23 protein-coding genes and 1 pseudogene are annotated in these 24,123 nt (G+C 71.2%); 14 read left to right on the top strand and 10 right to left on the bottom strand.

What is annotated here, in order from left to right; genetic code table 11:
* Positions 1-53: 53 nt before the first annotated feature.
* Positions 54-509 (top strand): GatB/YqeY domain-containing protein, encoded by a 456-nt coding sequence (locus tag E1291_RS08795; RefSeq protein ID WP_131737241.1) that lies wholly within the window; start codon positions 54-56, stop codon positions 507-509.
* Between the two features lie 58 nt (positions 510-567).
* Here the strand turns inward: E1291_RS08795 and E1291_RS08790 are convergent, their stop codons facing one another.
* A complete protein-coding gene (locus E1291_RS08790; RefSeq protein ID WP_131737240.1) occupies positions 568-2,832 on the bottom strand; it encodes a penicillin-binding protein in 2,265 nt (754 codons plus the stop codon).
* A 315-nt stretch (positions 2,833-3,147) separates the two neighbouring features.
* On the opposite strand from E1291_RS08790, the gene E1291_RS08785 reads away from it, so the two are divergent.
* Positions 3,148-3,459 carry a WhiB family transcriptional regulator gene (locus E1291_RS08785; RefSeq protein WP_131737239.1) on the top strand — a complete coding sequence of 104 codons (312 nt, stop codon included), beginning with the start codon at positions 3,148-3,150 and terminating at the stop codon, positions 3,457-3,459.
* A 334-nt stretch (positions 3,460-3,793) separates the two neighbouring features.
* Here E1291_RS08785 and bagB read toward each other — a convergent pair whose 3' ends face one another.
* Together bagB and bagA are read right to left on the bottom strand one after the other, a co-directional pair.
* Positions 3,794-4,945, bottom strand: coding sequence for an ATPase BagB (gene bagB, locus E1291_RS08780; RefSeq protein WP_131737238.1), 1,152 nt, complete (start codon positions 4,943-4,945; stop codon positions 3,794-3,796).
* Between the two features lie 106 nt (positions 4,946-5,051).
* Positions 5,052-6,047 carry an ATPase BagA gene (gene bagA / locus E1291_RS08775; RefSeq protein WP_131737237.1) on the bottom strand — a complete coding sequence of 332 codons (996 nt, stop codon included), beginning with the start codon at positions 6,045-6,047 and terminating at the stop codon, positions 5,052-5,054.
* A gap of 216 nt (positions 6,048-6,263) precedes the next feature.
* Between bagA and E1291_RS08770 the strand changes: the two genes are divergently transcribed.
* Positions 6,264-7,331 (top strand): slipin family protein, encoded by a 1,068-nt coding sequence (locus E1291_RS08770; protein ID WP_131737236.1) that lies wholly within the window; start codon positions 6,264-6,266, stop codon positions 7,329-7,331.
* A 215-nt stretch (positions 7,332-7,546) separates the two neighbouring features.
* On the opposite strand, the gene E1291_RS08765 is transcribed toward E1291_RS08770, so the two are convergent.
* The gene (locus E1291_RS08765; RefSeq protein ID WP_131737235.1) at positions 7,547-8,506 is read right to left on the bottom strand and encodes an NADP-dependent oxidoreductase; all 960 of its coding nucleotides are present in this window, start codon (positions 8,504-8,506) and stop codon (positions 7,547-7,549) included.
* Between the two features lie 130 nt (positions 8,507-8,636).
* On the opposite strand from E1291_RS08765, the gene E1291_RS08760 reads away from it, so the two are divergent.
* The 5 genes from E1291_RS08760 (at position 8,637) to E1291_RS08740 (ending at position 11,821) form a co-directional block, all read left to right on the top strand.
* The gene (locus tag E1291_RS08760) at positions 8,637-9,038 is read left to right on the top strand and encodes a winged helix-turn-helix transcriptional regulator (RefSeq protein WP_131737234.1); all 402 of its coding nucleotides are present in this window, start codon (positions 8,637-8,639) and stop codon (positions 9,036-9,038) included.
* Between the two features lie 111 nt (positions 9,039-9,149).
* Positions 9,150-9,311, top strand: a complete 162-nt coding sequence (gene sp36, locus E1291_RS08755; RefSeq protein WP_131737233.1) for a Sp36 family protein — start codon at positions 9,150-9,152, stop codon at positions 9,309-9,311.
* 123 nt (positions 9,312-9,434) lie between these two features.
* On the top strand, positions 9,435-9,896 hold the full coding sequence (locus tag E1291_RS08750) for a RidA family protein (RefSeq protein WP_131737232.1): 462 nt from the start codon (positions 9,435-9,437) through the stop codon (positions 9,894-9,896).
* A 139-nt stretch (positions 9,897-10,035) separates the two neighbouring features.
* The gene (locus E1291_RS08745) at positions 10,036-10,881 is read left to right on the top strand and encodes an NUDIX hydrolase (RefSeq protein ID WP_370770963.1); all 846 of its coding nucleotides are present in this window, start codon (positions 10,036-10,038) and stop codon (positions 10,879-10,881) included.
* 157 nt (positions 10,882-11,038) lie between these two features.
* On the top strand, positions 11,039-11,821 hold the full coding sequence (locus tag E1291_RS08740) for an MBL fold metallo-hydrolase (protein ID WP_242614030.1): 783 nt from the start codon (positions 11,039-11,041) through the stop codon (positions 11,819-11,821).
* A gap of 96 nt (positions 11,822-11,917) precedes the next feature.
* Here the strand turns inward: E1291_RS08740 and E1291_RS08735 are convergent, their stop codons facing one another.
* The gene (locus E1291_RS08735) at positions 11,918-12,604 is read right to left on the bottom strand and encodes a Crp/Fnr family transcriptional regulator (RefSeq protein ID WP_067483689.1); all 687 of its coding nucleotides are present in this window, start codon (positions 12,602-12,604) and stop codon (positions 11,918-11,920) included.
* Positions 12,605-13,019: 415 nt separating this feature from the next.
* On the opposite strand from E1291_RS08735, the gene nth reads away from it, so the two are divergent.
* The 3 genes from nth (at position 13,020) to E1291_RS08720 (ending at position 15,803) form a co-directional block, all read left to right on the top strand.
* Entirely contained in the window at positions 13,020-13,760 is a 741-nt protein-coding gene (gene nth, locus E1291_RS08730; RefSeq protein ID WP_131737230.1) for an endonuclease III, read from the top strand.
* A gap of 134 nt (positions 13,761-13,894) precedes the next feature.
* Positions 13,895-14,488: an NUDIX hydrolase gene (locus E1291_RS08725; protein ID WP_131737229.1), complete on the top strand. Its 594-nt coding sequence runs from the start codon at positions 13,895-13,897 to the stop codon at positions 14,486-14,488.
* A gap of 118 nt (positions 14,489-14,606) precedes the next feature.
* On the top strand, positions 14,607-15,803 hold the full coding sequence (locus E1291_RS08720; RefSeq protein ID WP_207400637.1) for a MarP family serine protease: 1,197 nt from the start codon (positions 14,607-14,609) through the stop codon (positions 15,801-15,803).
* Positions 15,804-15,827: 24 nt separating this feature from the next.
* Here E1291_RS08720 and E1291_RS08715 read toward each other — a convergent pair whose 3' ends face one another.
* The 5 genes from E1291_RS08715 to acs all read right to left on the bottom strand — a co-directional run bounded on the left by E1291_RS08715 (position 15,828) and on the right by acs (position 21,189).
* Entirely contained in the window at positions 15,828-16,181 is a 354-nt protein-coding gene (locus E1291_RS08715; protein WP_242614029.1) for a DUF309 domain-containing protein, read from the bottom strand.
* Between the two features lie 114 nt (positions 16,182-16,295).
* On the bottom strand, positions 16,296-17,219 hold the full coding sequence (locus E1291_RS08710; protein WP_131737227.1) for an alpha/beta fold hydrolase: 924 nt from the start codon (positions 17,217-17,219) through the stop codon (positions 16,296-16,298).
* Positions 17,220-17,223: 4 nt separating this feature from the next.
* A complete protein-coding gene (locus E1291_RS08705) occupies positions 17,224-17,655 on the bottom strand; it encodes a phage holin family protein (RefSeq protein WP_131737226.1) in 432 nt (143 codons plus the stop codon).
* 90 nt (positions 17,656-17,745) lie between these two features.
* The gene (nhaA, locus tag E1291_RS08700) at positions 17,746-18,984 is read right to left on the bottom strand and encodes a Na+/H+ antiporter NhaA (RefSeq protein WP_131737225.1); all 1,239 of its coding nucleotides are present in this window, start codon (positions 18,982-18,984) and stop codon (positions 17,746-17,748) included.
* 240 nt (positions 18,985-19,224) lie between these two features.
* Entirely contained in the window at positions 19,225-21,189 is a 1,965-nt protein-coding gene (acs, locus tag E1291_RS08695) for an acetate--CoA ligase (RefSeq protein ID WP_131737224.1), read from the bottom strand.
* Between the two features lie 224 nt (positions 21,190-21,413).
* On the opposite strand from acs, the gene E1291_RS08690 reads away from it, so the two are divergent.
* The 3 genes and pseudogenes from E1291_RS08690 to E1291_RS08680 all read left to right on the top strand — a co-directional run.
* Complete coding sequence (locus tag E1291_RS08690) at positions 21,414-22,205, top strand: Fic family protein (RefSeq protein WP_131737223.1); 792 nt, start codon at positions 21,414-21,416, stop codon at positions 22,203-22,205.
* Positions 22,206-22,254: 49 nt separating this feature from the next.
* The gene (locus tag E1291_RS08685) at positions 22,255-22,872 is read left to right on the top strand and encodes a pentapeptide repeat-containing protein (protein ID WP_131737222.1); all 618 of its coding nucleotides are present in this window, start codon (positions 22,255-22,257) and stop codon (positions 22,870-22,872) included.
* Between the two features lie 985 nt (positions 22,873-23,857).
* Positions 23,858-24,123: pseudogene (locus tag E1291_RS08680) on the top strand (hypothetical protein); the annotation flags it as partial.

Below are 24,123 nucleotides of genomic sequence, written 5' to 3'. Positions count from 1 at the left end.
ACCTCACGGTAATCCTGATGAGGCGTGCGCGTTCCTCCGGGCATGATGTGACCATGAGTGCCCTGAAGGAAAAGCTGGAGACCGACCTCTCCGCCGCGATGAAGGCCCGGGACGAGCTGCGCACCCGCACCCTGCGGATGGCGCTGACCGCGGTGAAGACCGAGGAGGTCGCCGGTAAGAAGTCCCGTGAGCTGTCCGACGACGAGGTCGTCCGGGTGCTCACCCGGGAGGCGAAGAAGCGGCGGGAGGCCGCGACCGCGTTCGGGGACGCGGGGCGCGCTGAGCAGGCGCAGGCCGAGCGGGACGAGGGCGCGGTGCTGGAGGAGTACCTGCCCGCGCAGCTCGGCGACGAGGAGCTGGCCGCGCTGGTCGCCGACGCGATCGCCGCCTCGGGCGCCACGGGGCCGCAGGCGATGGGGCAGGTCATGAAGGTCGTGAACCCGAAGGTCGCCGGACGGGCGGAGGGCGGCCGGGTCGCCGCGGAGGTGCGGCGGCAGCTCGCCACGTGACGGACGTGCGAAGGGCCCGGCGGATTCCGCCGGGCCCTTCGTCGTGTCGGTCGTCGCGCTAGTTCTTGGGTTTGTCGTCCTTCTTCTTGCCGCCGCCGCGGCTCACGTAGAGCATGACGGTGGTGCCGGGCGCGACCTCTGTGCCCGCGTCGGGTGAGGTGGAGACCACGGTCCCCTTCGGCTGGTCGGAGTCGACGGAGCCGGAGGCGAGCTGGGGCTTGAGATCGGCGGCCCTGAGCTTGGCCATCGCGGCGGCGACGAGGTCGCCCTTCACCTTCGGGACGCTGGTGGTGTCGCCGAAGTCGCGGGACGGGGTGTTGAACCCGGGGGCGGGTTCGCCGGACAGGGCGTCGCGCATGCTCTGCGCCCACATGGTCAGCGGCTCGTCCGCGCCGAAGCTGCCGTAGACCTTGTACTTGTTGGGGCCGCGGAAGTCCCAGTAGGCGGCCGCGGCGGCCAGGTTCGGGGTGTGGCCGGCGAACACGGCGCAGGAGTGCTCTTCGCAGGTTCCGGTCTTGCCGGCGGCGGGGCGGCCGATGCCGCCGATCCGCTTGGCGGTGCCCTTGGTGAGGACGCCCTGCAGGATCGAGTTGACCTTGTCGGCGACGGCCTCGTCCACGGCCTGGTGGCAGTCCTGCTTGGGCAGCTTCAGCTTCTTGCCCTCGGCGTCGACGACCTCGGTGACGGAGATCGGGGCGCAGTACTTGCCGCGCGCCGCGAATCCCGCGTAGGCGGCGGCGAGGTGCACCATATCGATCTCGTTGGTACCGAGGACCTGGGAGGGCACCTCGCGGAAGGACTGGCCGTCGGCGCGCTTCATGCCGAACTTCTGCGACATCTTGACGGCGTCGCAGAGGCCGACGCGCTTCTCGAGCTGGGCGTAGAAGGTGTTGACCGAGGACCAGGTGCCGGTCTTGAGGTTGTAGGCGCCGGCCTCGGCGGGGTCGGAGTTGCTGGGGCTCCAGGGCGCGGTGCCGCGGCCCTTGCAGTCGGTGAGGCCGGTGACGGTGGTGCTGCTGCCCGCGTTGATGGACGTGCTGACCGGGATGTCCTCGTTCAGGGCCGCGGCGAGGGTGAACACCTTGAACGTGGAGCCGGCGGAGACGCCGACGCCTCCGCCGTGCGCGCTGTCGGCGGAGAGGTTGAGGGTCGTGCGGCCCTTGCCGTTGCCGAACCGCTTGCTGACGCCCATCGCCCGGATCCTGCCGGTGCCGGGCTCGACCATGGCCTCGGCGCCGACGCGGTGGCCGCCGGGGGCGACCGTGCCGCGCAGGGCCTGGTCGACGGCGCGCTGGTCCCGCATGTCGAGGGTGGTGCGGATCGTGTAGCCGCCCCGGTTGAGCTTGTTGGTGATGCTGACGCGCTCGTCCGGCTTCAGCTGCCAGTACTTGCCGTCCGAGAGGATGTTGAGCATGTCGTACTTCACGTACTCGCAGAAGTACGGCACCGTGCTCGTCTCGCAGCCGCCGACCGGGTCGGTGCGGTTCAGCTGGATCGGCTTGGCGGCCTCCTGGTCGGCCTGGGCCTTGCTGATGTGGCCGAGCTGCTGCATCCGGTAGAGGACGGTGTCGCGGCGCTTGCGCGCGTCGTTCGGGTTGCGGATGGGGTCGTAGGCGGTGGGGTTCTGCGTGATGCCCGCGAGGAGGGCCGCCTGACCCAGGTCGAGCTTGGACGCCGGCTTGCTGAAGAAGCGCTTGGACGCCGCTTGGACGCCGTACGCGCCGGCGCTGAAGTAGGCGACGTTCATGTAGCCCTCAAGGATCTGGTCCTTCGTCAGCCGCTGCTCGATGTCGAGGGCGTAGCGCAGCTCACGGATCTTACGGCCGACGGTGGGGGCGGTGACCTCGTTGTACTCGTCCTTGGTCCGCGCGCTGTCGGCGAGGAGGTTCTTCACGTACTGCTGGGTCAGCGTGGAGCCGCCCTGCGTCTGCTCCGACTCGACGTTGGACGCCAGTGCGCGGATGGTGCCCTTCAGGTCGAGGGCGCCGTGCTGGTAGAAGCGCGAGTCCTCGATGTCGACCATCGCCTGCCGCATGATGGGGGCGACCTGGTCGAGGCGGACCGATTCGCGGTACTTGTCGAAGAACGTGGCGACGGCCTTGCCGGTGGCGTCGTACATCACGGTCTTCTCGGACGGTGGGCGCGTCTTCAGCTCGCTGTCCATGTCCTCGAAGTTGGTCGCGGCGTCCCGTGCGGTCAGCCCCGCGCTCCCGACCCCGGGCAGTGCGATGAAGGCGACCAGAACGCCCGCGACGACACCCGCTCCCAAGAGCCGGAACAGTGTGGACAGGGCCTTGCCCCGATCTGTTTTCACAACGCGCACGGGATCTAGAGTACGCGGGACGACCAGTGCATTCGGGACAGGTGCCCCGCACCGTGCATCTCACCTCGGCGGTGCGTCCGTTCTGTCCCCGTCGTGACAACCTGCGCCATGTCTGGCGCGTCAACTACAGGTAACTAGTCCGTTCCGGCGGTATGGCCCCGGTGGGCTATATCGAGAATGGGCCCAACGGGGACTGTTGAATCGTCCCTCGCTTCCGTAAGTTCTTCCCCACGGCTTTCGTTTGGCGGCCTGACGTCCGCGCCCGTCCGGCCAAGGAGCGCAAATCGACACAGACCCTAGGGGAGTGGGGCCAAGATGTGGATCACGGATTGGACCGCCCGCGCCGCCTGCCGTAACGCGGACCCGGACGCCCTGTTCGTGCAGGGAGCGGCGCAGAACCGGGCCAAGCTCATCTGCCGCGGCTGTCCGGTGCGCACGGAGTGTCTCGCCGACGCCCTCGACAACCGGATCGAGTTCGGCGTGTGGGGCGGGATGACCGAGCGGGAGCGGCGGGCGCTGCTGCGGCGGCGGCCGGACGTGCGGTCGTGGCGCGATCTGCTGGAGACCGCCAAGGAAGAGTACGAGCGGTCGGTGGACGTCGACGAGGAAGAGCTCGTCGCCAGCTGACCCGTCCGGTACAGGTTCACAGGTCAGGCTTGCGTAGCGCGGCTGCGGGCCCGCACCGTTCCAGGTGCGGGCCTGCCGCCGCGTCATGACCATCTGTACCGATTTCCGGACGGGCTGTCACCCGGAATTCGCCCAGGTCCGTAACGGGTTCCGGGTGTTCATCACCGGGTGGGGCAAAGCACGGCCGCACTGATCAGGACGCGTGCACCGGGGCGCGTCCGGCTGATCAGGACGGACCGCACCGAACGCTCTGTCCCTGCTCTGCTGCGGATGGTGCGATTCCGCAGGTCAACGCGCTGTGAGAACGTCCCCGGAAAGGTCGTGCCGGGGATGTTCAGGCGGCGGCGGGAGGGGTCGGCGCGGCCAAATCCCGCCCGACCTGGCGGAGACCGTCCAGGTCATGCACGTCCTCCGCCTGCGCGGGGACGGTCGTGACCGGGACGGTCGGATGCGCCGAGGCGAAGTGGTCGCGGAGCCGTTCCTCGCGCGCGGACAACTGCATGCGGCCGGCGTGCAGGCGCAGCAGCGCCGAGGTGAGCGTGTGCTCGCCGCGTTCCTCCAGCGTCTCGGCGGCGGCCTGGCCGCGCGCGGCCGACAGCGTGTCCGCCGCCGGCTCGTGCACGCGGTTCACGACGAGGCCGGCGAGCGGCATGCGCTCCTCGGCGAGCCGCTCCACGAAGTAGGACGCCTCGCGCAGCGCGTCCGGCTCCGGCGCGGCGACGACGAGGAACGCGGTGCCCGGGGTCTGCAGCAGCCGGAAGGTCTTCTCGGCGCGCTCGCGGAACCCGCCGAACATGGTGTCGAACGCGGCGACGAAGGTCTGCACGTCGCGCAGCAGCTGCACGCCGAGGATCTTGTTGATGACGCCGGTGAACATGCCGAACCCGGCGCTGAGGACCTTGACGCCGAAGCGGCCGCCGGACTTGGCGGGCGCGGCGAGGATCTTCATGAAGCGGCCGTCGAGGAAGCGGCCCATCCGCTCGGGGGCGTCGAGGAAGTCCAGCGCGTTCCGCGACGGCGGGGTGTCCACGATGATCAGGTCCCACGCGCCGGAGCGGTGCAGCTGGCCGAGCTTCTCCATCGCCATGTACTCCTGCGTGCCCGACAGGCTGGAGGACAGCGACTGGTAGAACGGGTTGGCGAGGATCTGCTTGGCCCGGTCGGGGTCGGCGTGCGCCTCGACGATCTCGTCGAAGGTGCGCTTCATGTCGAGCATCATGGCGTGCAGCTCGCCGTCGCCCTCGACCTCGATGCGGCGCGGGTTGTTGTCGAGCTCGGACAGGCCCATCGACTGCGCGAGCCGGCGCGCCGGGTCGACGGTGAGGACGACCACGTCCCGGCCCCGTTCGGCGGCGCGGACGCCGAGCGCGGCGGCGGTGGTGGTCTTGCCGACCCCGCCGGAGCCGCAGCACACGATGATCTTCGTCCGGGGGTCGTCGAGCAGTGCGTCGACGTTCAGCGCGGGCGGGGTCCTGCCGGTCGTCATCGGCGCATCTCTCCCGTTCGGGACGCGGGGGTCGGGCGGGCTCCTCGCGGCGCGGGGGCGCGGCCGTGCCGGGGCGGGGCGCCGGCCGTGGCCACCGGCGGGGAGGTCACGCGGCGCCCTGGGCGCGGAGGGCGGCGGCGAGGTCGTACAGGCCGGCGAGGTCCATGCCGTCCGACAGCAGCGGCAGCGAGTAGCGGGGGTGGTCGATCGAGTCCAGGCGTTCCTTCTCGCGGCGCTGCAGCGCGGTGCGGCGGGCGTGGTCGGCGGCCCCGGCGGCGAGCGCCGCCGTGATCGCCTCGGCGTCGTGCTCGAGCCCGGCGGCCTTCACCCCGCGCAGGATCTCCTCGCGGTCCAGGGTGCCCGCGGCGGCCGCGGCGAGATCGTCCTCGGACAGGACGGGCGGGTGCTCCATGTTGACGATCACGCCGCCGATCGGGAGGCCGACCGCGGTGAGGTCGCGGATGCCGTCCATCGTCTCCTGGACGGGCATCTCCTCCAGGAGCGTGACGAAATGGACGGCGGTCTCCGGGCTGCGGACGACCTTCATCACCGTGTCGGCGTGGTTGCGGATCGGCCCGACCTTGGCGAGGCCGGAGACCTCGTCGTTGACGTTCAGGAACTTGGTGATGCGGCCGGTCGGCGGCGCGTCCATGACGACGGCGTCGTAGATGAACGAGCCGTCCTTCTTCCGGCGCCGCACCGACTCGCTGGTCTTGCCGGTGAGGATCACGTCGCGCAGGCCGGGCGCGATGGTGGTGACGAAGTCGACGAGGCCGAGCCTGGTCATCGCCTTCCCGGCGTGCCGGAGGTTGTAGAACATCTCCAGGTACTCGATGAGCGCCTCTTCGGTGTCGACGGCGAGCGCGTAGACGTCCCCGCCGCCGGGGGCGACGGCGACGCGCCGCTCCCCGTAGGGCAGCGGCGGGCAGTCGAACAGCTGGGCGATGCCCTGCCGCCCCTCGACCTCGACCAGCAGCACCTTGCGGCCGCCCGCGGCGAGCGCCAGGGCGAGCGCGGCGGCGACGGTGGTCTTGCCGGTGCCGCCCTTGCCGGTGACCACATGCAGGCGTACGCCGTCCCAGTCGGTGTCGTTCGCGCTCACCCGATCGACCATATCGTTCACTCGGCAAACACTTCAGAGGGCGGCCCCGTCGCCCGTCAGTGATCCCCGCCACGGTGCGCCGCGCCGGGAAGATCGTCCGCGGGGCCGTTGTCTCGGGCGTTCCCGCGCGGTTAGCTGGGAAACGTGACCGGGCTCGCGGGCCGGGTCCGTCCGGACCGCGGGGGCCCGGACCGTCCACGCGAGAGAGGGGTCGTGATGGAAGCGGTGGCTTTGGTCATCCTGCTGGTCGTCGTCGTGGGCGGGCTGCTCACGCTGGCGTCGGCGCTCCGGGTCGTCCAGCAGTTCGAGCACGGCATCGTGTTCCGGTTCGGCCAGGTCCAGCGGGGCGGGCAGTTGCGGCCGGGGGCGGTCCGCACTCCCGGCCTGACGGTCATCCTGCCGATCGTGGAACGCATGCAGAAGGTCAACCAGCAGACCGTCACGATGGGGGTGCCCGCCCAGGAGGGCATCACCCAGGACAACGTGAGCGTGCGGGTGGACGCCGTCGTCTACTTCCGGGTTGTCGACCCCGTGAAGGCGATCGTGAACGTCCAGAACTACGGCTACGCCGTCTCCCAGGTGGCGCAGACGTCGCTGCGTTCCGTGATCGGCCAGGCCGACATGCAGGAGCTGCTCGGCGAGCGTGAGCAGATCAACCTGCGGCTCCGGGGCATCATCGACGAGATCACCCAGGATCCGTGGGGCATCCTCATCGAGCGCGTCGAGATCAAGGACGTGTCGCTGCCGGAGGGCATGAAGCGGTCGATGGCCCGGCAGGCCGAGGCCGAGCGGGAACGGCGCGCCCGGATCATCACCGCGGACGGCGAGTTCCAGGCGTCCAAGCGGCTGGCCGCCGCCGCGGAGATCATGTCGCAGGACCCGGCGGCCCTCCAGCTGCGCCTGCTCCAGACGGTCGTGGAGGTGTCCGCGGAGAAGAACAGCACGCTGGTGATGCCCCTGCCGGTCGAGATCCTGCGCTTCTTCGACCGCGCGACGGGCGGTGGCGGCGAAGCGGCGACCGCTGAGAAGGGGGACCGGCTCGACCTCGGCGAGCGGCTCGCGAAGGCGGAGGCGGAGCTGGAGAAGGCGGCCGAGACGCCGTCCACGCTCCAGTCCGCGGAGGACGTCCCGCCCGTCATCGGACTGGACGAGCCGAAGCCGCACCACGGGGTGCACCAGTCCCAGCCGTCCCGGGAGGTGACGGGCCGAGAGGACGAGACACGGGGCATCTCGAGTGCCGCGCCCTCCGCAGACGAGGGGGACACCCCACCCGCGCAGACCTGACCCAGGTGTAGTCAGGCGTTCTGTGCCGCGCAGTGCGACGGCCCGTCCGAGACGTCCCGTGCCTCCGGCGTGCGCAGATTCCGGACGCCTGGGACGGCCGCCGTCGCGAGACAGCTCACCCCCACCAGACGGCCGCCGCCATAAGGGGGAAGGACGGTCCCCACTCGGAGGCGGGCCGATCGCGGGTCCGTGGAGTCCTCGGCCGGGAGGTGCCCTCAGGGGGTGAGGACGAGCCTGCCGCGCAGGCCGCCGGCCTCCAGGCGGGTGTGGGCCTCGGCCGCCCCGTCCAGCGGAAGCGTCCCGGCGACGAGCGGGGTGAGGCGCCCGGCGTCCACCAGGGCGGCCAGCTCGGCGAGCCGGGTACCGTCGGCGCGGATCCACACGTTCGCGACGCGTACGCCGCGCAGCGGCAGGGGGGCGCTCGCGCCGCCGCTGAGGGCCGCGAAGGCCCCGCCGCCGCGGACGGCGTCGAGCGCCGCGCCCGCCAGCAGCGCCGCGTCCACGGCGCCGTCCACGCCGCCCGGCACGAGCGCGCGGACGGCCTCGCCGAGGTGTGCCCCGCGCGGTACGAACAGGTCCGCGCCGAGCCCGCGGACGCGCTCCTCGTCGGCCGCGGAGGCGGTGCCGACGACGCGCAGTCCGCGGTGCGCGGCGAGCTGGACGGCGTGGCCGCCGACGGCTCCGGCGGCCCCGGTGACCAGCAGCGTGCTCCCGGACGGCAGGGCGAGCAGGTCGAGGGCCTGCGCCGCGGTCAGGCCGTTCAGGGGGAGCGTCGCCGCGTGAACGGCGTCCACCGAGCGCGGCGCGCGGGCGACGGCGTCCGCGTCCAGGACGATGGCCTCGGCGTAGGCGCCGAGGGGAACGTCCAGCCGGTCGCGCAGCCCGATGACCTCGTCGCCGACCGCGAACCGGGTGACGTCCTCGCCGGTGGCGTCGACGGTCCCGGCGACGTCCCAGCCGATCCCGACGTCCCGGGGGGCGGGCGCGTCCGGGCCGAACGCGGGCATCAGGCCCGCCGCGGCGAGGGCCCCGGACCGGGTCACGACGTCGACCGGGTTGACCGCCGCCGCGGCGACCCGGATCCGGACCTGTCCGGGCCCGGGGGCGGGCTCCTCGACGTGGACGGCCTCCAGCGCGTCCGGTCCGCCGGGCGCCCTGACGATGATCGCGCGCATGCCGATGCTCCTCGCGTGCGGTGGGGTGACGCGGGGGAAGATCCCGCACGGCCCACTCTCGTCCGGAACATCGCGGAGCCGGAAGAGGTTACCTGCGAGTGCGTTCGGTACGCGGAGGTGAGCGCGGAACATGACCACGATGACGGCGGCGCGGCGCCGTGAGGAGGCCAAGGCGGAGTTCGACGCCTACATGGACTCCTGCCCCACCAACGGGCTGCGCGGCATTATCGGCAACAAGTGGAACTCGATGGTGCTGCTCAGGCTGGAGCAGGGGACGGTCAGATACGCCGACCTCAGCCGTGCCCTGCCTGGTGTCAGCGCCAAGATGCTTACGCAGACGCTCCGTTCCCTGGAGCGGGACGGGTTCGTCTCGCGCAGCGTGACCCTGGCTGTGCCGGTCCAGGTGGAGTACACGCTGACGCTGCTGGGCGAGAGGCTGATCCCCCTGCTCGATGCGATGCGCCACTGGGCGGATCGGAACATGCCTGAGGTGGACGCGGCGCGCGCGCACTACGACGCCAACAACCCCTGACGTGACCTCTGCGCGCGCGCCGTTGCGTCGCGTCCGGCGTCCGCTGGAAATGGTCTGTGGGAAGGCGGGTTCGCGCAGGCCCGGCACAGGTCGATCGCTAGGGTGAGCCCCATGAAGAAGTGGGAGTACGCGACCGTTCCGCTGCTGGTGCACGCGACCAAGCAGATCCTCGACAACTGGGGCCAGGACGGGTGGGAGCTCGTCACCGTCCTGCCCGGTCCGAACCCGGAGAACCTCGTGGCGTACTTCAAGCGCGAGGTGCCGTCCGAGTAGCCGGACACTCCCGGGTACCCCCGGGTACGGCCCCATGGTTCCCCGGGCCGCCCGCCACCTGCCAAGCTGATCGCCGGAGAGCGGGACGGGCCGTCCGGGCCCGCCGCATGGGAGGGAGTGGCCATGAGTACGCCCGAGGAGCGGATCGCCGAACTCGGACTCGAGCTGCCGGAGGTCGCCGCGCCGCTGGCGTCCTACGTCCCCACGGCCCGGACGGGCGCGCTCGTCTACACCGCCGGGCAGCTTCCCCTGGTCAAGGGCGAGCTTCCCCTTACCGGGAAGGTCGGCGCGGAGGTCTCCGCCGAGCAGGCCGTGGCACAGGCCAGGATCTGCGCGCTCAACGCGATCGCGGCCCTCAAGGCCGAGGTGGGCGAGCTGTCCAGGATCGTGCGGATCGTGAAGGTCGTCGGCTTCGTTGCCAGCACCCCCGACTTCACCGGCCAGCCCCAGGTCGTGAACGGCGCGAGCGAACTGCTGGGCGAGGTGTTCGGCGAGGCGGGACGGCACGCGCGCAGCGCGGTCGGCGTGGCGGTGCTGCCGCGCGACGCGGCCGTCGAGGTCGAGCTGATCGCCGAGGTGTCCTGACCGTCGCCCCGGCGGCGGGCGCCCGCCAGAGGCTCCGCGGTGGCCGCACCCGCCCCGTCTCCGCGGGCGGGGCGGCCGGTGCCGGGCTTGACGGAACGATATTCGGTATGTCCGAATGGGCCTTCATGGAAGGCACACGGTGAACGCTCGGAAACTGCCCGCCGACCTGCATGAGCGGGCCGCGGAGATCCTGGCCGGCCGGATGGAGCCCGCACCGGCGCGGCACGCCTCGACGGTGGTCGTCCTGCGCGACCACGATGTGCACGGCCTGCAGGCGTTCATGCTGCGCCGGGTGCGCTCGATGGTGTTCGCGCCGGGCGCCTACGTCTTCCCGGGCGGCGCCGTCGACCCGCGCGACGGGGAGGCGGATCTCGCCTGGTCGGGCCCCTCGCCCGCCGAGTGGGGCGCGGCGTTCAACGCCGGGGAGACGCTGGCGCGCGAACTGGTGTGCGCGGCGGTGCGCGAGACCTTCGAGGAGAGCCTCGTCCTGCTCGCGGGCCCGACCGGAGCGTCCATCGTGGACGACACCTGCGGCGGGCAGTGGGAGGCCGACCGGCTGGCCCTGCTGGACCGCTCCCTGTCGTTCGGCGGGTTCCTCGCCCGGCGGGGGCTCGTCCTGCGCTCGGACCTGCTCCGGCCGTGGGCGCACTGGGTCACTCCGGCGGTCGAGCCGAAACGCTACGACACCCGGTTCTTCGTCGCCGGGATCCCGGCCGGGCAGCGCGCCGGCGACGTCAGCACCGAGGCGGACCGGGTGACCTGGGTACGCCCGGCGGAGGCCGCCGAGCGGGGCGGCACGGGCGAGTGGCCCATGCTCCCGCCGACGCTCGCCACGCTGGCGGACCTGGCCGGGTTCGCGACCGTGGACGAGGTGCTGGCCGCCCGCCGCGAGATCATCGTCCAGGAGCCCGATGTGGAGATCGTGGACGGTGAGGCGTACCTCGTCCTGCCCGAGGACGTCCTGCGGCACTACGCGCGGGGGTGAGCCGCCCGTGCGCCCGCGTGTCCCGCCTCTGCGGACCCGTCCGCTGTCTCGGGCCGTCGTTGGCCGCCTCGCGGGCACCTCGGCGTTGCGCCATCTGGAGCGGCTGGGGTGGAACCCGGCCGGTCCTCCCTCCCGCACCTCGGGCAGGATGGGTGAAATGAGCGAGATCGACGGAATGGGAACGGAAAGGGCGACCTGTGTGCTGGCGCCGAACCCGTCCGCGATGACCCTGGACGGCACCAACACGTGGATCATCGCCGAGCCGGGCGCGGACGAGGTCGTGGTCGTCGACCCGGGCCCCAAGGACGGCAAGCACCTCCGCCGGGTCGTGGACGCCGTGGAGTCCCAGGGGCGCCGCGTGGGCCTGGTGCTGCTCACGCACGGGCACCCCGACCACGCCGCCGGGGCGGTGAAGTTCGCGGGGCTCGCCGGGGACGTCCCCGTCCGGGCGCTCGATCCGCGGCACCGCCTCGGGGACGAGGGCCTCGCCGAGGGCGACGTCGTCACCACGGGCGGCCTGGAACTGCGGGTCATGGAGACACCGGGCCACACCGACGACTCGCTGACGTTCTGGCTTCCGGCGGACGGCGCTGTCCTGACGGGTGACACCGTCCTCGGGTACGGGACGACGGTGCTAGAGGGGAAGCTCGGCGACTATCTGGGTTCGCTCGACAGGCTCCGGACCTTCTCCGCCGAGGTGGAGGCCGCGGTGATCCTGCCCGGGCACGGACCCAAGCTCGACGACCCGCTCGCCGCCCTCGACCACTACATCGACCATCGACGCGAGCGCCTCGCCCAGGTGGAGGCGGCCGTCGCCGCCGGGGCGCGCACGGCCCGGGAGGTCGTGGAACGTGTCTACGCCGATGTGGACAAGTCCCTGTGGCCCGCGGCCGAGTGGTCCGTCAAATCACAGCTCGAATATCTCAAGTCCCGGGGGTAGCGGCGTCACAGGGGGGGGCGGGCGCCCGCGCGCGCTTGAGCCCGCGGTGGCTGCACGATCACGTCCTCCGGGGGGCCGTGATCGTGCAGACCGTTCCTACTTGGAGCGCTTGCGGAGGCGTTCGATGTCGAGGATCACGACGGCCCGCGCCTCGATCCGCAGCCAGTTGCGCTGGGCGAAGTCGGCGAGCGCCTTGTTGACCGTCTCGCGGGACGCGCCGACGAGCTGGGCCAGCTCCTCCTGCGTGAGGTCGTGGTGGACGTGCAGCCCTGCCTCGGACGGCTGGCCGAACCGCTCGGCCAGGTCGAGCAGCGCCTTGGCCACGCGCCCCGGCACGTCGGTGAAGACCAGGTCGGCCATCACGTCGTTGGTCTTGCGAAGCCGCTGGGCCAGCGCGCGCAGCAGCTGGACGGCCACCTCGGGGTGGCCCGTCAGCCACGGGCGCAGGTCGTCGTGCCCGAGGCCGGCCAGCCGGCACTCGGTCACCGCGATGGCGCTCGCGGTCCGCGGACGCGGGTCGAACAGCGACAGCTCGCCGAACATCTCGCTCGGGCCGAGGACGCTCAGCAGGTTCTCCCTGCCGTCCGGCGCCGTCCGGGTCAGCTTGATCTTGCCCTCCAGGACGACGTACAGGCGGTCGCCCGTCTCGCCCTCGTTGAAGAGCGTCTGACCACGGGCGAGCCTCACCTCGGTCACGTTGGCGCGCAGCGCCTTGGCGCCCTGCTCGTCGAGGGCCTCGAAGAGGGGCGCCCTGCTCAGAACGTCCACGTCGCGGTCGGTCACGCTTCTCCTCCTTGAACACCTGCATGCATAGTGTGACGTACGTCCCACCGCGTACGTGAAGGTAGGGTCACGGCGCGCCGAAACGCGGGATCGAACGTGCCCTCGCCCTCGCAACGGTGGTCCCGGTCCGCGGGGCCGCCCGCGTACCGGGCCGTACGCCCCTGCTCGGGCATCCGGCCGCCACGATCCTGTTCGCCCAGTGTACGGACCGCCGGGTGAATGCCGTCACACCGGTCTCATCACCTGTAAGCGGACCTTCATGATCGATGTCGGCCGAGGTGGCGCGGGGTGCCCGGGACGGCCGTCTCCGGGCGGCGCCGGGCCCCGCGGGAGGGGCACGAGGGGCGGCGCCGCCGATGCCGCGCTCCCGGCGGAAGTCGGCCGGATGGTCGTGCCGAGGCCCTACCCTGGCGGGATGGCGACCAAAGCGGAGCCGCCCGCGCGCGCCCGCGGGCGGAAGGCGGAGACCAGGCTCGGACTGGTGCGGCGGGCGCGGCGGATCAACCGGGTCCTGGCCGAAACCTACCCCGATGCCCACTGCGAGCTGAACTTCGCGACCCCGTTCGAGCTGCTCGTCGCGACGGTACTGTCCGCCCAGACCACGGACGCGCGGGTCAACCTGACCACGCCCGCCCTGTTCGCCCGCTACCCCGGCCCTGAGGACCTCGCCGCCGCCAACCCCGAGGACGTGGAGGAGATCCTCCGTCCCACCGGGTTCTTCCGCGCCAAGACCAAGTCGGTGATGGGGCTGTCGGCGGCGCTGCGCGACCGGTTCGGGGGCGAGGTGCCGGGGCGCCTGGAGGACCTCGTCACGCTGCCCGGTGTCGGCCGTAAGACCGCCAACGTCGTCCTCGGCAACGCGTTCGATGTCCCGGGCATCACCGTCGATACCCATTTCGGACGTCTCGCGCGTCGCTTCGACTGGACCACCGACTCCGACCCGGTGAGGGTCGAGCAGGAGATCGGTGAGCTGATCCCGCGCAAGGACTGGACGATGCTGTCGCACCGGCTGATCTGGCACGGCCGCCGCATCTGCCACGCGCGCCGGCCTGCTTGCGGCGCCTGCCCCCTGACCCGGCTCTGCCCGTCCTTCGGCGAGGGGCCCACCGACGAGGAGACCGCACGCAAGCTCGTGAAGCCGGGCCCGTTCTCCTGAGCGGCGGCCTGACCGACCTTAGGAGCGGCGGTCAGGGGAAGGAACCGGACCGTTCCGTAGTTGGGACCGACGTGACAGAGATCGCATCCACCTGCCCGCCGTGGCTCGACCGTTTCCGTGCAGAGGCCCCTAAGATGCCGGCGCCGTTCTCCGCACCGGTTCCCGAAGCGCGCGCGGCCGCGGTGCTGATCCTGTTCGGTGAAGGCCCAAACGGTCCGGACGTCCTGCTCACCGAGCGGGCCGCGACCCTCAACAAGCATGCGGGGCAGGTCGCGTTCCCGGGCGGCCGCATCGACCCCGAGGACGACGGACCCGTCGCGGCGGCACTGCGCGAGGCATGGGAGGAGGCCGGCGTCGAACCGGCGGGAGTCGAGGTCATCGGCGTCCTCCCCGAGCTGTACCTGTCGCACAGCGAGCACCTGGTCACCCCCGTCGCCGGATGGTGGCGCGAGCCGTCGGAGGTCGCGCCCGGCCATCCCGGCGAGGTCGCTGCGGTGGCGCGGGTCTCCCTCGCGGAACTCGTCGACCCCGTGAACCGGCTGACCGTCCGGCACCCGTCCGGGCTGAGGCTCGGCCCCGCGTTCCGCGTCGGCGGCATGCTGGTGTGGGGGTTCACCGCCGCTCTGCTCACGCAGGTGCTCATCGCGGGCGGCTGGGATCGCCCGTGGGACGCCGGCCGCGTGGAGGACCTGCCGCCCGAGATGGTCGCCCGCCCGTCCCGCGGGTGAACTCCGTCTGGACGCGTAGCGTGACGGTCCGAAATAGCACCGTGCGGTTACCGGGGTCACCGTAATCTGGTCCGCGGAGGGGACGCTGTTAAGGGGCCCGGCCCTATACGGTGAAGCGGTGCTGGGCGACCACATTCTCGACCTGATCCTCGTCGTGCTCGTCGTGCTGTTCGGGGTCTCGGGCTACCGGCAGGGCTTCATCGTGAGCCTGCTGAGCTTCGCGGGCTTCGTCGGGGGCGGCGTCCTCGGCGTCCTCGTCGCCCCCCCGATCTCCAAGGCCGTCGTGGACGGCGCCGCGCAGCAGGCGCTGCTGGCCATCGTGATCGCCTTTCTGGCCGCCACCCTCGGGCAGCTGATCGCATCCTCCGCGGGAGCCGTCCTGCGCAACCGCGTGACCGGAATGAACGCGCGCGCCTTCGACTCCGTCGGCGGCACCTTCGTCAGCGCGACCTCGCTGCTGATCGTCGCGTGGTTCTTCGGCCACCTGGTCGCCGACTCCGACTTCAAGCCCGTCCGGACGCAGGTCAAGGGCTCCTCGATCATCAACGGCATCAACGACGTGATGCCCGTGCAGGCGCAGGGCTGGTTCTCCTCCTTCCAGGGGTTCGTGAAGCACAGCGAGTTCCCGCAGGTCTTCAACGGCCTCGGCGGCGAGTCGGTGGTGCAGGTGCCCCCGCCGGACGACTCCATCCTCAACACCGGCGCGCTGCGCAACGTCAAGCGCAGCATCGTCAAGATCGTCAGCACCGCGCCGCAGTGCCAGCGCCGGATCGAGGGCACCGGCTTCGTGTTCGCGCCCGAGCGCGTCATGACCAACGCGCACGTCGTCGCCGGCGCCCGCGGCTTCTCGAAGGTCCAGTCGCTCACCGGCTCCACCGACCGCGGGCGCGTCGTCCTGTACGACCCCAAACGCGACATCGCGATCCTGCACGTTCCCGGACTGGAGGCTCCGGCGCTGCGGTTCGCGCCGTCCGCCCGGGTGCGCGACGACGCCATCATCGCCGGGTTCCCGAAGAACCAGCCGTTCCGCGCCGACGCCGCCCGGATCCGCGCCCGGCAGACCGCCCGGGGCCCGGACATCTACCACGCCGGCCAGGTCAGCCGCGAGATCTACGCCATCCGCGGCCTGGTCGAGCCGGGCAACTCCGGCGGTCCGCTGCTGTCGAAGGACGGCCGTGTCTATGGCGTCATCTTCGCCGCGGCGCTGGACACCCCGTCCACCGGGTACGCCCTCACCGCGGAGGAGGTCGCCCCAGATGCGCGGGACGGTCAGAGCCTCACGGCCGAGGTCAACACCCAAAGTTGCTCCGACTGACCCGGTCGGAGGCAGGGCGCTCTATTAGCGCCTCAACTGGAGCGTGACCGGGCCGTCCTCTGGGTGCTCCACCAGAGCCTTCGTCTTCCGGACGACCCCCTGCACGTCCAAATCGTGCGGTGGGGTGGTCTGGTACGGCTCCAGCCTTTCGGACGCGCGCGTGAGCAGAGCTTGGGCGCCCTTGATGTTGCCCCTGCGCAGATGGGTGATGCCTACGGCGACCTGTGCGAGGCCACGCCACAGTTCACGTTCCTCTTGAGCGGACGCCTTCCACACGGCTTCGAGGACCTCGTGCGCGTGGAACGGCCTGTCCTCGTCCAGGAGGCGCTGTGCCTCGTCCAAAGCCTCCAAGGGCTCCATGGCGAGGTCTTCGGGCATCGTGGGTATGCCGGTGGCGTCATGCGGCAATGGCCGCCCGTAAGCGTCCCTGGGCCGTGCGTTACGTGGCCGGCCCGAGTCGTCCCGATCCCGCATGCCCCCACCGTACGCGGATCAGCGTTCGGGTTCCGGGTCGGCCAGCCAGCCGAGAAGCTGGGCGTCGAACGCGTGGGGCCGTTCCTCGTGCGGGAAGTGGCCCGCCCCCTCGATGAGCCTCCAGCGGTAAGGGGCCGCGACGTAGCGGCCGGATCCCTGCGCGCTGCTGGGGAGCGTGCACGTGTCGAGAGCACCGTGCAGCTGAAGAGTAGGAGCGTGGATGGGGGTGCGCATGCGGTGCGCGTACCGGATGCCGTCCGGGCGCGGTTGTGAACGGATGAGCCAGCGGTGGTACTCCAGCGCGCAATGAGCCGTCCCGGGGATCTGCGCCGCCTTCCGGACGAGCCGCTCGGTGCGCTCATCGGGCCAGCCGGGGGCCGACCAGTCGTGCAGGAGCCGGCCCACCAGGGCGGCGTCGTCGCGCACGAGGCGCCGCTCCGGCCACACCGGGACCTGGAACCCGAGAGTGTGGCGCGCCGCCCACGCCTGCCCGCGCAGGTCGCCGCGGACGGCCTGGCGCAGCCGCAGCGGATGCGGGGCGCCCACCACGGCAAGCCGCTGGACGACCTTCGGGTGGTAGACCGCCATCGTCCACGCCAGCAGCCCGCCCCAGTCGTGCCCGGTGACGACCGCGTTGGCCTCGCCCAGGGCCCGGACGAGACCGGCCGCGTCCCCGGCCAGGGTGACCAGGTCGTATCCGCGGGGCGGCTTGTCGCTGCCGCCGTAGCCGCGCAGGTCCACCGCGGCCGCGCGGTAGCCCGCTGCGGAGAGCGACACCAGTTGGCGGTGCCACGACCACCAGAACTCGGGGAAGCCGTGCAGCAGCAGGACCAGCGGCCCCTCACCGGCCTCGGCGACGTGGAAGCGCGTCCCGCCGGCGCTGATCGCCCGGTGGGTCCACGGTCCGTCGATCTCGACCAGCGACGTGTCGTGCCCTGCCATGGGGTCAGTCCGTGATCGCGGGGGTGTCCGAGTCGCCGCGGTGCCGCAGCATGGTCAGGTCGTCCTTGAGCGTCCGGCGCGTCCGCTTCGCCCCGTCGATCTTGCGGATGCGCAGGTAGCCGATGCCGATCAGGCCGAGCGCGAGGAGCAGGTACACGCCCGACACGATGAGGAACGCGGCCCAGTGCCAGATGCCGAGCGCGACCAGCCCGTACGCCAGCGCGATCGACAGCAGGATCACGATCAGCCCGCCCATCAGCGCGGCGATCGTGAACATCACGCTGCCGAGCGCCGCCTTCTTGGCGTCGGCCTTGAGCTCGATCTTGGCCAGGTCCATCTCCGCCCTGACCAGCGCGGAGACGTTGCTGGACGCCAGCGCGACCAGCTCGCCGAGGGATTTGTCCTCGATGCCCTCGCCCGGCAGTGCCTCGGACATATCGCTTTCTCCTCCCAGAGCCCCCGCTTCCACGGCCGGCACCAAGCCTGTCAGCCGGGCGGTTCGTACGGCCACCCGGTGTCATTTCTGTCAGTCCGTGCGCGCCCGCACGCGCATCCTCCTGCGGAAGACGACGGTGGCGGCCGCCGAGGCGAGAAGACTCGCGATCAGGACCGCAGTCGTCACTCTCTCGAATTGTGACGGGTCGGTATAGGCCAAACCGCCGATCAGCAGGGAAACGGTGAAACCCACCCCGGCGAGCAGCGCCACTCCGGCGATCTCCCGCCAGTGGAGCTCCTCCCCCAGCGTCGCCAGACCGAGCCGGACCGCCGTCCAGGCCCCACCGAGAACGCCCACGAACTTACCGATCACCAGTCCCGCGACCACGCCGAGGGCCACCCGGTCGCCGCCCACCGCGCTCAGCGCGGACCCGCTCAGCCCCACACCGGCGGACAGGAACGCGAATATGGGCACGCATAGCCCGGCGGAGAACGGCCGCAGGACGTGGTCGGCCCGCTCAGCGTTCGTGGGCCGCTCGTCAGGGGTCTCCTTGGAGCTGGTCAACATCCCCATGGCGACGCCTGCGACCGTGGCGTGGATCCCGCTTCGCTGGACGCAGTACCAGGCGAGGACGGCAAGCGGCACGTAGAACCAAGGCGAGCGCACGCCGCGGTACTGCAGCAGCCCATAGACGCCTATCAGCACCACGCCCGCCGCCAGCGGTGGCCAGTTCAGCTCGTCGGTGTAGAACAACGCGATGATGGTGATGGCGATCAGATCGTCCACCACGGCCAGTGTGAGCAGGAACGCGCGCAGCGGCGCCGGGCAGGACGAGAACGTCACCGCCAGCACCGCGAGCGCGAACGCGATGTCGGTCGCCGTCGGCACCGCCCACCCCCGCGCCGCCCCCGGCTCGCCCGCGCTCACCGCCAGGAAGATCAGCGCGGGCATCGCCACCCCCGCCGCCGCCGCGATCACCGGCAGCGCCGCGTCCCGCGGATCGCGCAGTTCGCCGTGGGTCAGCTCCTCCCGCAACTCCAGTCCCGCGATGAAGAAGAACACCGCCAGGAGGCCGCCCGAAGCCCAATGCTGGACGTCCATGTGCCCGAGATCCAACCACCCTGGGCTGACCTCGTACTTCTGGAGGTCCGTGTAAGCGGAGGACCATGGCGTGTTGGCCCAGATCAGCGCGGCCACCGTCGCGACCAGCATGACGATGCCGCCCACCGTCTCCATGCGGAGCGCCTCGGCGACCTGCCTGCCGTAGCGGACCGTCGGACGGAACGGCCAGACGGCGGCGACGCGACGGGTGGCGGACGAGCGCGGCATGGGGATCCCCTGGGAAGGTGCGGAACGGGCCGGTCAAGTCCGGTCCGCGTCCGCTCGCCGCGGCCCCGAACCGGTCTGCCGACCAGACTTCCCGGCGCACCTGCCCAGCAGACTACCCAGATGATCGAGGTCCACGCGCCACCGCCGGCCCCGGGCACGGGCGCCCGTACGGAGAGGCCCGCACCCGGACGGGGAAGTGCTTCCCCTCCGGGAGCGGGCCGACGGCCGGGTGGATACCGGTCAGTCCTCCGACTTGGAACTGGGCAGCTTCTCGGAGATGAGGTTCATCACCGTGCTGTCCGCCAGGGTGGAGACGTCGCCGATGCTGCGATTCTCGGCGACGTCCCGCAGCAGCCGCCGCATGATCTTGCCGGAGCGGGTCTTGGGCAGCTCCGGCACGATCATGATCTGGCGCGGCTTGGCGATCGGGCCGAGCGTCTTGGCGACGTGGTCGCGCAGCTCCTTGAGGAAGTCCGGGCCCTCCACGTCACCGGCGCTGCCGCGCGGGATCACGAACGCGACGATCGCCTGCCCGGTCACCGGGTCGGTCGCGCCGACGACCGCCGACTCGGCCACCTTCGGGTGGGAGACCAGCGCCGACTCCACCTCCGTCGTGGAGATGTTGTGCCCGGACACCAGCATCACGTCGTCGACCCGGCCGAGCAGCCACAGGTCGCCGTCCTCGTCCTTCTTGGCGCCGTCACCGGCGAAGTAGAGGCCGTCGAAGCGCGACCAGTACGTCTTGACGTACCGCTCGTCGTCGCCCCAGATCGTCCGCAGCATGGACGGCCAGGGCTCCTTGACCACCAGGAAGCCGCCGCCGCCGTTCGGCACCGAGACGCCCTGGTCGTCCACGACGTCCGCCGCGACGCCCGGCAGCGGGCGCATCGCCGCGCCCGGCTTCCCGGCCGTCACCCCCGGCAGCGGGCTGATCATGATGCCGCCCGTCTCGGTCTGCCACCAGGTGTCGACCACCGGCGTCTTCCCGGCACCGATGTGCTCCCGGTACCAGACGTAGGCCTCCGGGTTGATCGGCTCGCCGACGGACCCGAGAACCCGCAGGGAGGACAGGTCGTACTGGGCGGGGATGTCGTCTCCCCACTTCATGAACGTACGGATCGCCGTGGGCGCCGTGTAGAAGATGGACACCTTGTACTTCTGGATGATGTCCCACCAGCGGCCCTTGTTGGGGGTGTCGGGGGTCCCCTCGTACAGGACGCTGGTGGCGCCGTTGGCCAGCGGCCCGTACACGATGTAGGAGTGCCCGGTCACCCAGCCGATGTCGGCCGAGCACCAGTACACGTCCTTCTCGGGCTTCAGGTCGAACACCGCATGATGCGTGTAGGCGACCTGGGTCAGATATCCGCCCGTGGTGTGCAGGATCCCCTTCGGCTTACCCGTCGTCCCGGACGTGTACAAGATGTACAGCGGGTGCTCGGAGTCCATGGGCTCGGCGGTGTGCTCGTCGCTCTGCCGCTCCACCACGTCCTGCCACCACACGTCGCGCTCGTTCTCCGCGACCTCCTCACCGGTGCGGCGCACGACGAGGACCTTCTCGATCGACGGGGCGTCGGCGACGGCCTCGTCCACGGTGGGCTTCAACGCCGACGGCTTGCCCCGCCGGTACCCGCCGTCCGCGGTGATGACCAGCTTGGCCTGCGCGTCGTCGATGCGTGTGCGCAGCGCGTCCGCGGAGAAGCCGCCGAACACCACCGAGTGGGTCGCGCCGATCCGCGCGCACGCCAGCATCGAGATCGGCAGCTCCGGGATCATCGGCAGATAGATCGCGACCCGGTCGCCCTTGCGCACCCCGAGCTCGAGGAGCGCGTTCGCCGTCCGGTTGACCTCGCGCTGCAGCTCGGCGTAGGTGAGCGTGCGCGTGTCGCCCGGCTCGCCCTCCCAGTGGTAGGCGATCTTGGCGCCGCGGCCGGCCTCCACGTGCCGGTCCACGCAGTTGTAGGCGACGTTCAGCTCCCCGCCCACGAACCACTTGGCGAACGGCGGGTTGCTCCAGTCCAGGACCTCGTCCCAGGGCTTCGTCCAGGCCAGCCGCTCGGCCTGCTCGGCCCAGAACCCCAGGCGATCCTCCGCGGCCCTGTCGTACGCCTCGGCCTTGACGTTCGCCGACTCGGCGAGCTCGGCCGGAGGTGCGAAGCGCCGCGTCTCCTGCAGCAGGTTCGACAATGTCTCTTGGCTCTGGCTCAACGCGTACTCCTTGCTCGCTGAAACGGGGTTCGCCCGGCGCCCCCACTCCACCAGGGAACGTCCTGCGCACACAAGGCCGCTTCCCAGGTGTTGAGCACGAAACACGCCCAGGACTCATGGCTTTGGTCGATGTTATGTGATGCCTTGCACACCGCCCGTCCCGGATGGTGGAACAGGCGGAGGGCACTGTGCGGGCCCGTCCGACCAGCGCATAAGGTCAGGCCGTGACCGATGCCCTTGCCGATGTAGCGAACCTGCCCGGTGTGGCCGACGCGGTGGCCGACGCGCGGACCGCCGTGGACCGGTTGCTCGGCCACCGGATCCTGCGGCGCCGCAGTGCCGAGGTGTCCACCGAGTCAGCGCTGCGCGGCGCGCGCGCGTCGGCCGCCCTGGAAGGCGCCACCGTCACACTGGACGAGCTGCGCACCACCGAGCACCCGACCGACCCGGCCGTCCAGGGGGCTCTGCGGGTGTCCGCGGAGCTGGGCACCCTGGCCGAGACATGGCGGCACGCTCCCCGGCAGGTTCTCGCGCGGCTGCACGTCCTCGCCGCGGCGGACGTCGTGGACAGCGCCGACCTGGGCCGTCCCCGCCCCGACGGCCGTCCCGTCGAGGACGTCCTCGGCCTGGGCGACCCGCCGACCCCTGCGGAGGTGGCCGCCCGCCTGGACGTGCTCAGCGGCCTCCTCACCACCCCGACCAAGGCCCCCGCACTCGTCGTCGCGGCGATCGTGCACGGTGAGCTGCTCACCCTCCGCCCCTTCGGCTGGGGTGACGGGATCGTGGCCCGTGCCGCGCAGCGCCTCACCCTCGTCGCCCGGGGCCTCGACCCGAAGTCCCTCACCGCCCCGGAGGTCGGCCACGCCGAACTGGCCGGCGCCTACGCCGAGGCGATCCGCGGCTACGCCTCTGGAACCCCGGACGGAGTGGCCGCCTGGATCGCGCACTGCGCCACGGCCACCGCCGCCGCGGCCCGCGACGCCCAGGCGATATGCGAGGCGTTCCTCCGCGGCTGACCGGCCTGTCAGTGGCCGGGGCCATCGTGTCCTCGACGAAGGAGTGCTCATGGCCGATCGCAAGAACGGGCGACCAGCGGCGCCGACCGAGACCACCGTCTCGTCCGAGAACTGGGACTCGCGTGACCTGACCGGGGAACACCACGACAGCGTCCTGTTCGTCGACGTGGACATGACCGAGGCCACCGGCACGGGCGCGACGTTCACCGGCTGCACGTTCCGGGGCGTCCGCTTCAACGCCTCCACCCACACGGACTCCGCGTTCGTGAACTGCACGTTCGTCCGGTGCGGTTTCTTCGACGCCGCATTCAGCGGCTGCAAACTCGTGGGCAGCATGTTCGACGCGTGCACCTACGACCTTCTGAAGGTCCAGGGCGGCGACTGGTCGTTCACCGGCCTCCCAGGAGCCGACTTGCGCCGTGCCTCTTTCACCGACGTCCGCATGCGTGAGACGGATCTCACCGGCGCGCGCTGTGCGGGTGCCACTCTGCGCGGGGTGGACCTGTCGGGCTCGTGGCTGCACAAGGCCGACCTGACCGGTTGTGATCTGCGGGGGAGCGACATCACCGCGCTGGATCCCCTCACCGTCGAACTGAAGCGCGCGGTGATCGATCCTTACCAGGCGGTGGTCATCGCGACGGCACTCGGCTTGGACGTGCGCGACTGAGGGGAACCCGAGCGAAGGGTGGAGACCTTCTGCATAGCGAACGGCGTCCCCGCGGGGACGCCGTCGCCAGACACGTCAGGCCGGGTTACCAAGCGTGCACCTCAATTCGTCGGAGCGGGTCAAGCCCGTCTCGACGCGCCTCCCGCGGCTGGTCGCGCGTGGGTGCCCGGTTGCCGTGCTCGGACACATGGTCCGTAGAACTTGTCTACGCCTCGTCCGCCCAGCTGACAACCCCAGATTCGCAAAGCCGGACGCCCTGCGAGGGGTGTCCGCGCCCCGCCGGCGCCTGGCCCTCCAACCGTGCATTGTGGTTGAAAAAGGACTAACGCCCCTAATGGGGACTAATTTCCCTTGCCTTCGTCGCTTCGAAATCGATCACGTACCATGATCGTTTCTTTTCGGCGGCCGATCTCCCGGGCGCCGGGAAGGATCATTAGTTCTCATGTACGCTCCCACTCCCGTGCCTATACGGGCGCCCGGGACGTGGACGGTCCACACTGACGTCGCTTCGCGCCCGTAGGGGGCGGGACCATCTCAGCCAGATGAGAAAGAACAGCACGGCCAAGGTGACTTCGCCGCTCGACGGAACTCTGGACGATCGGGCAGCATATGTTGTATTCGCCTAGACTGGAGACACTCGAGTTTGCCTCCGCTATAGGACGAACTCGCGTGTGACCCGGCTCGCACTCTCCTTGACTTTCATGGAAAACGGGCCGGCTCTACCCCCCCGGAGCCGGACCGTCCGGCGACCCCCGCTATCCCCCCCGGCGGGGGTCGCCCAGCCGTGAAGCGCCGGGCGGTGGCCCAGACCCCCCACCGCCCGGCCACCTTCCCGACCGGTATCGTGCCTGCCCCACCGCTCGCCAAGGCCGTCACCTGCGATGATCACGCTGGGTGGGCGAAGTTATCCACAGTTCGCGGAACGTCTTCCGCCGGACCGCGTCCGCGGCGCAGGGTGGACTCCATCGACCGCCGAAGGAGTCCGATGAACATCGCCGCACTGATCATCACTGGTGATCCCGCCCTGGCCGACGGCCTGCTCCGCCTCGCGGCCGCCGCCGACGCGCACGCCGAGGTCGCCCTCGACCCCGACGAGGCGCGCGCCGCCTGGGCATGGCCCGCGCTGATCCTGGTGGGCGCCGACCTCGCCGAGGAGGTCGCGCTCGTCGCGTTCCACCTGGGCCTTGTCGCTCCCGTTCGTTCCGTCGATTCCAGACGTCGGTCGCGTCTCAAGCACGGTCGGCCGCGTCA

Origin of the sequence: Actinomadura roseirufa (genome assembly GCF_900659635.1) — a bacterium.
GTDB lineage: Bacteria > Actinomycetota > Actinomycetes > Streptosporangiales > Streptosporangiaceae > Spirillospora > Spirillospora roseirufa.
Note: the sequence above shows the minus strand (reverse complement) of the source record. Positions and strands in the feature narration are given on the sequence as shown.

Coding starts and splice junctions, on each gene's coding strand:
- E1291_RS08795 (WP_131737241.1), top strand. CDS start 54: ATGAGTGCCCTGAAGGAAAAGCTGGAGACCGACCTCTCCGCCGCGATG.
- E1291_RS08785 (WP_131737239.1), top strand. CDS start 3,148: ATGTGGATCACGGATTGGACCGCCCGCGCCGCCTGCCGTAACGCGGAC.
- bagB (WP_131737238.1), bottom strand. CDS start 4,945: ATGACGACCGGCAGGACCCCGCCCGCGCTGAACGTCGACGCACTGCTC.
- E1291_RS08770 (WP_131737236.1), top strand. CDS start 6,264: ATGGAAGCGGTGGCTTTGGTCATCCTGCTGGTCGTCGTCGTGGGCGGG.
- E1291_RS08765 (WP_131737235.1), bottom strand. CDS start 8,506: ATGCGCGCGATCATCGTCAGGGCGCCCGGCGGACCGGACGCGCTGGAG.
- E1291_RS08760 (WP_131737234.1), top strand. CDS start 8,637: ATGACCACGATGACGGCGGCGCGGCGCCGTGAGGAGGCCAAGGCGGAG.
- sp36 (WP_131737233.1), top strand. CDS start 9,150: ATGAAGAAGTGGGAGTACGCGACCGTTCCGCTGCTGGTGCACGCGACC.
- E1291_RS08750 (WP_131737232.1), top strand. CDS start 9,435: ATGAGTACGCCCGAGGAGCGGATCGCCGAACTCGGACTCGAGCTGCCG.
- E1291_RS08740 (WP_242614030.1), top strand. CDS start 11,039: ATGAGCGAGATCGACGGAATGGGAACGGAAAGGGCGACCTGTGTGCTG.
- nth (WP_131737230.1), top strand. CDS start 13,020: ATGGCGACCAAAGCGGAGCCGCCCGCGCGCGCCCGCGGGCGGAAGGCG.
- E1291_RS08725 (WP_131737229.1), top strand. CDS start 13,895: ATGCCGGCGCCGTTCTCCGCACCGGTTCCCGAAGCGCGCGCGGCCGCG.
- E1291_RS08715 (WP_242614029.1), bottom strand. CDS start 16,181: ATGCCCGAAGACCTCGCCATGGAGCCCTTGGAGGCTTTGGACGAGGCA.
- E1291_RS08710 (WP_131737227.1), bottom strand. CDS start 17,219: ATGGCAGGGCACGACACGTCGCTGGTCGAGATCGACGGACCGTGGACC.
- E1291_RS08705 (WP_131737226.1), bottom strand. CDS start 17,655: ATGTCCGAGGCACTGCCGGGCGAGGGCATCGAGGACAAATCCCTCGGC.
- nhaA (WP_131737225.1), bottom strand. CDS start 18,984: ATGCCGCGCTCGTCCGCCACCCGTCGCGTCGCCGCCGTCTGGCCGTTC.
- E1291_RS08685 (WP_131737222.1), top strand. CDS start 22,255: ATGGCCGATCGCAAGAACGGGCGACCAGCGGCGCCGACCGAGACCACC.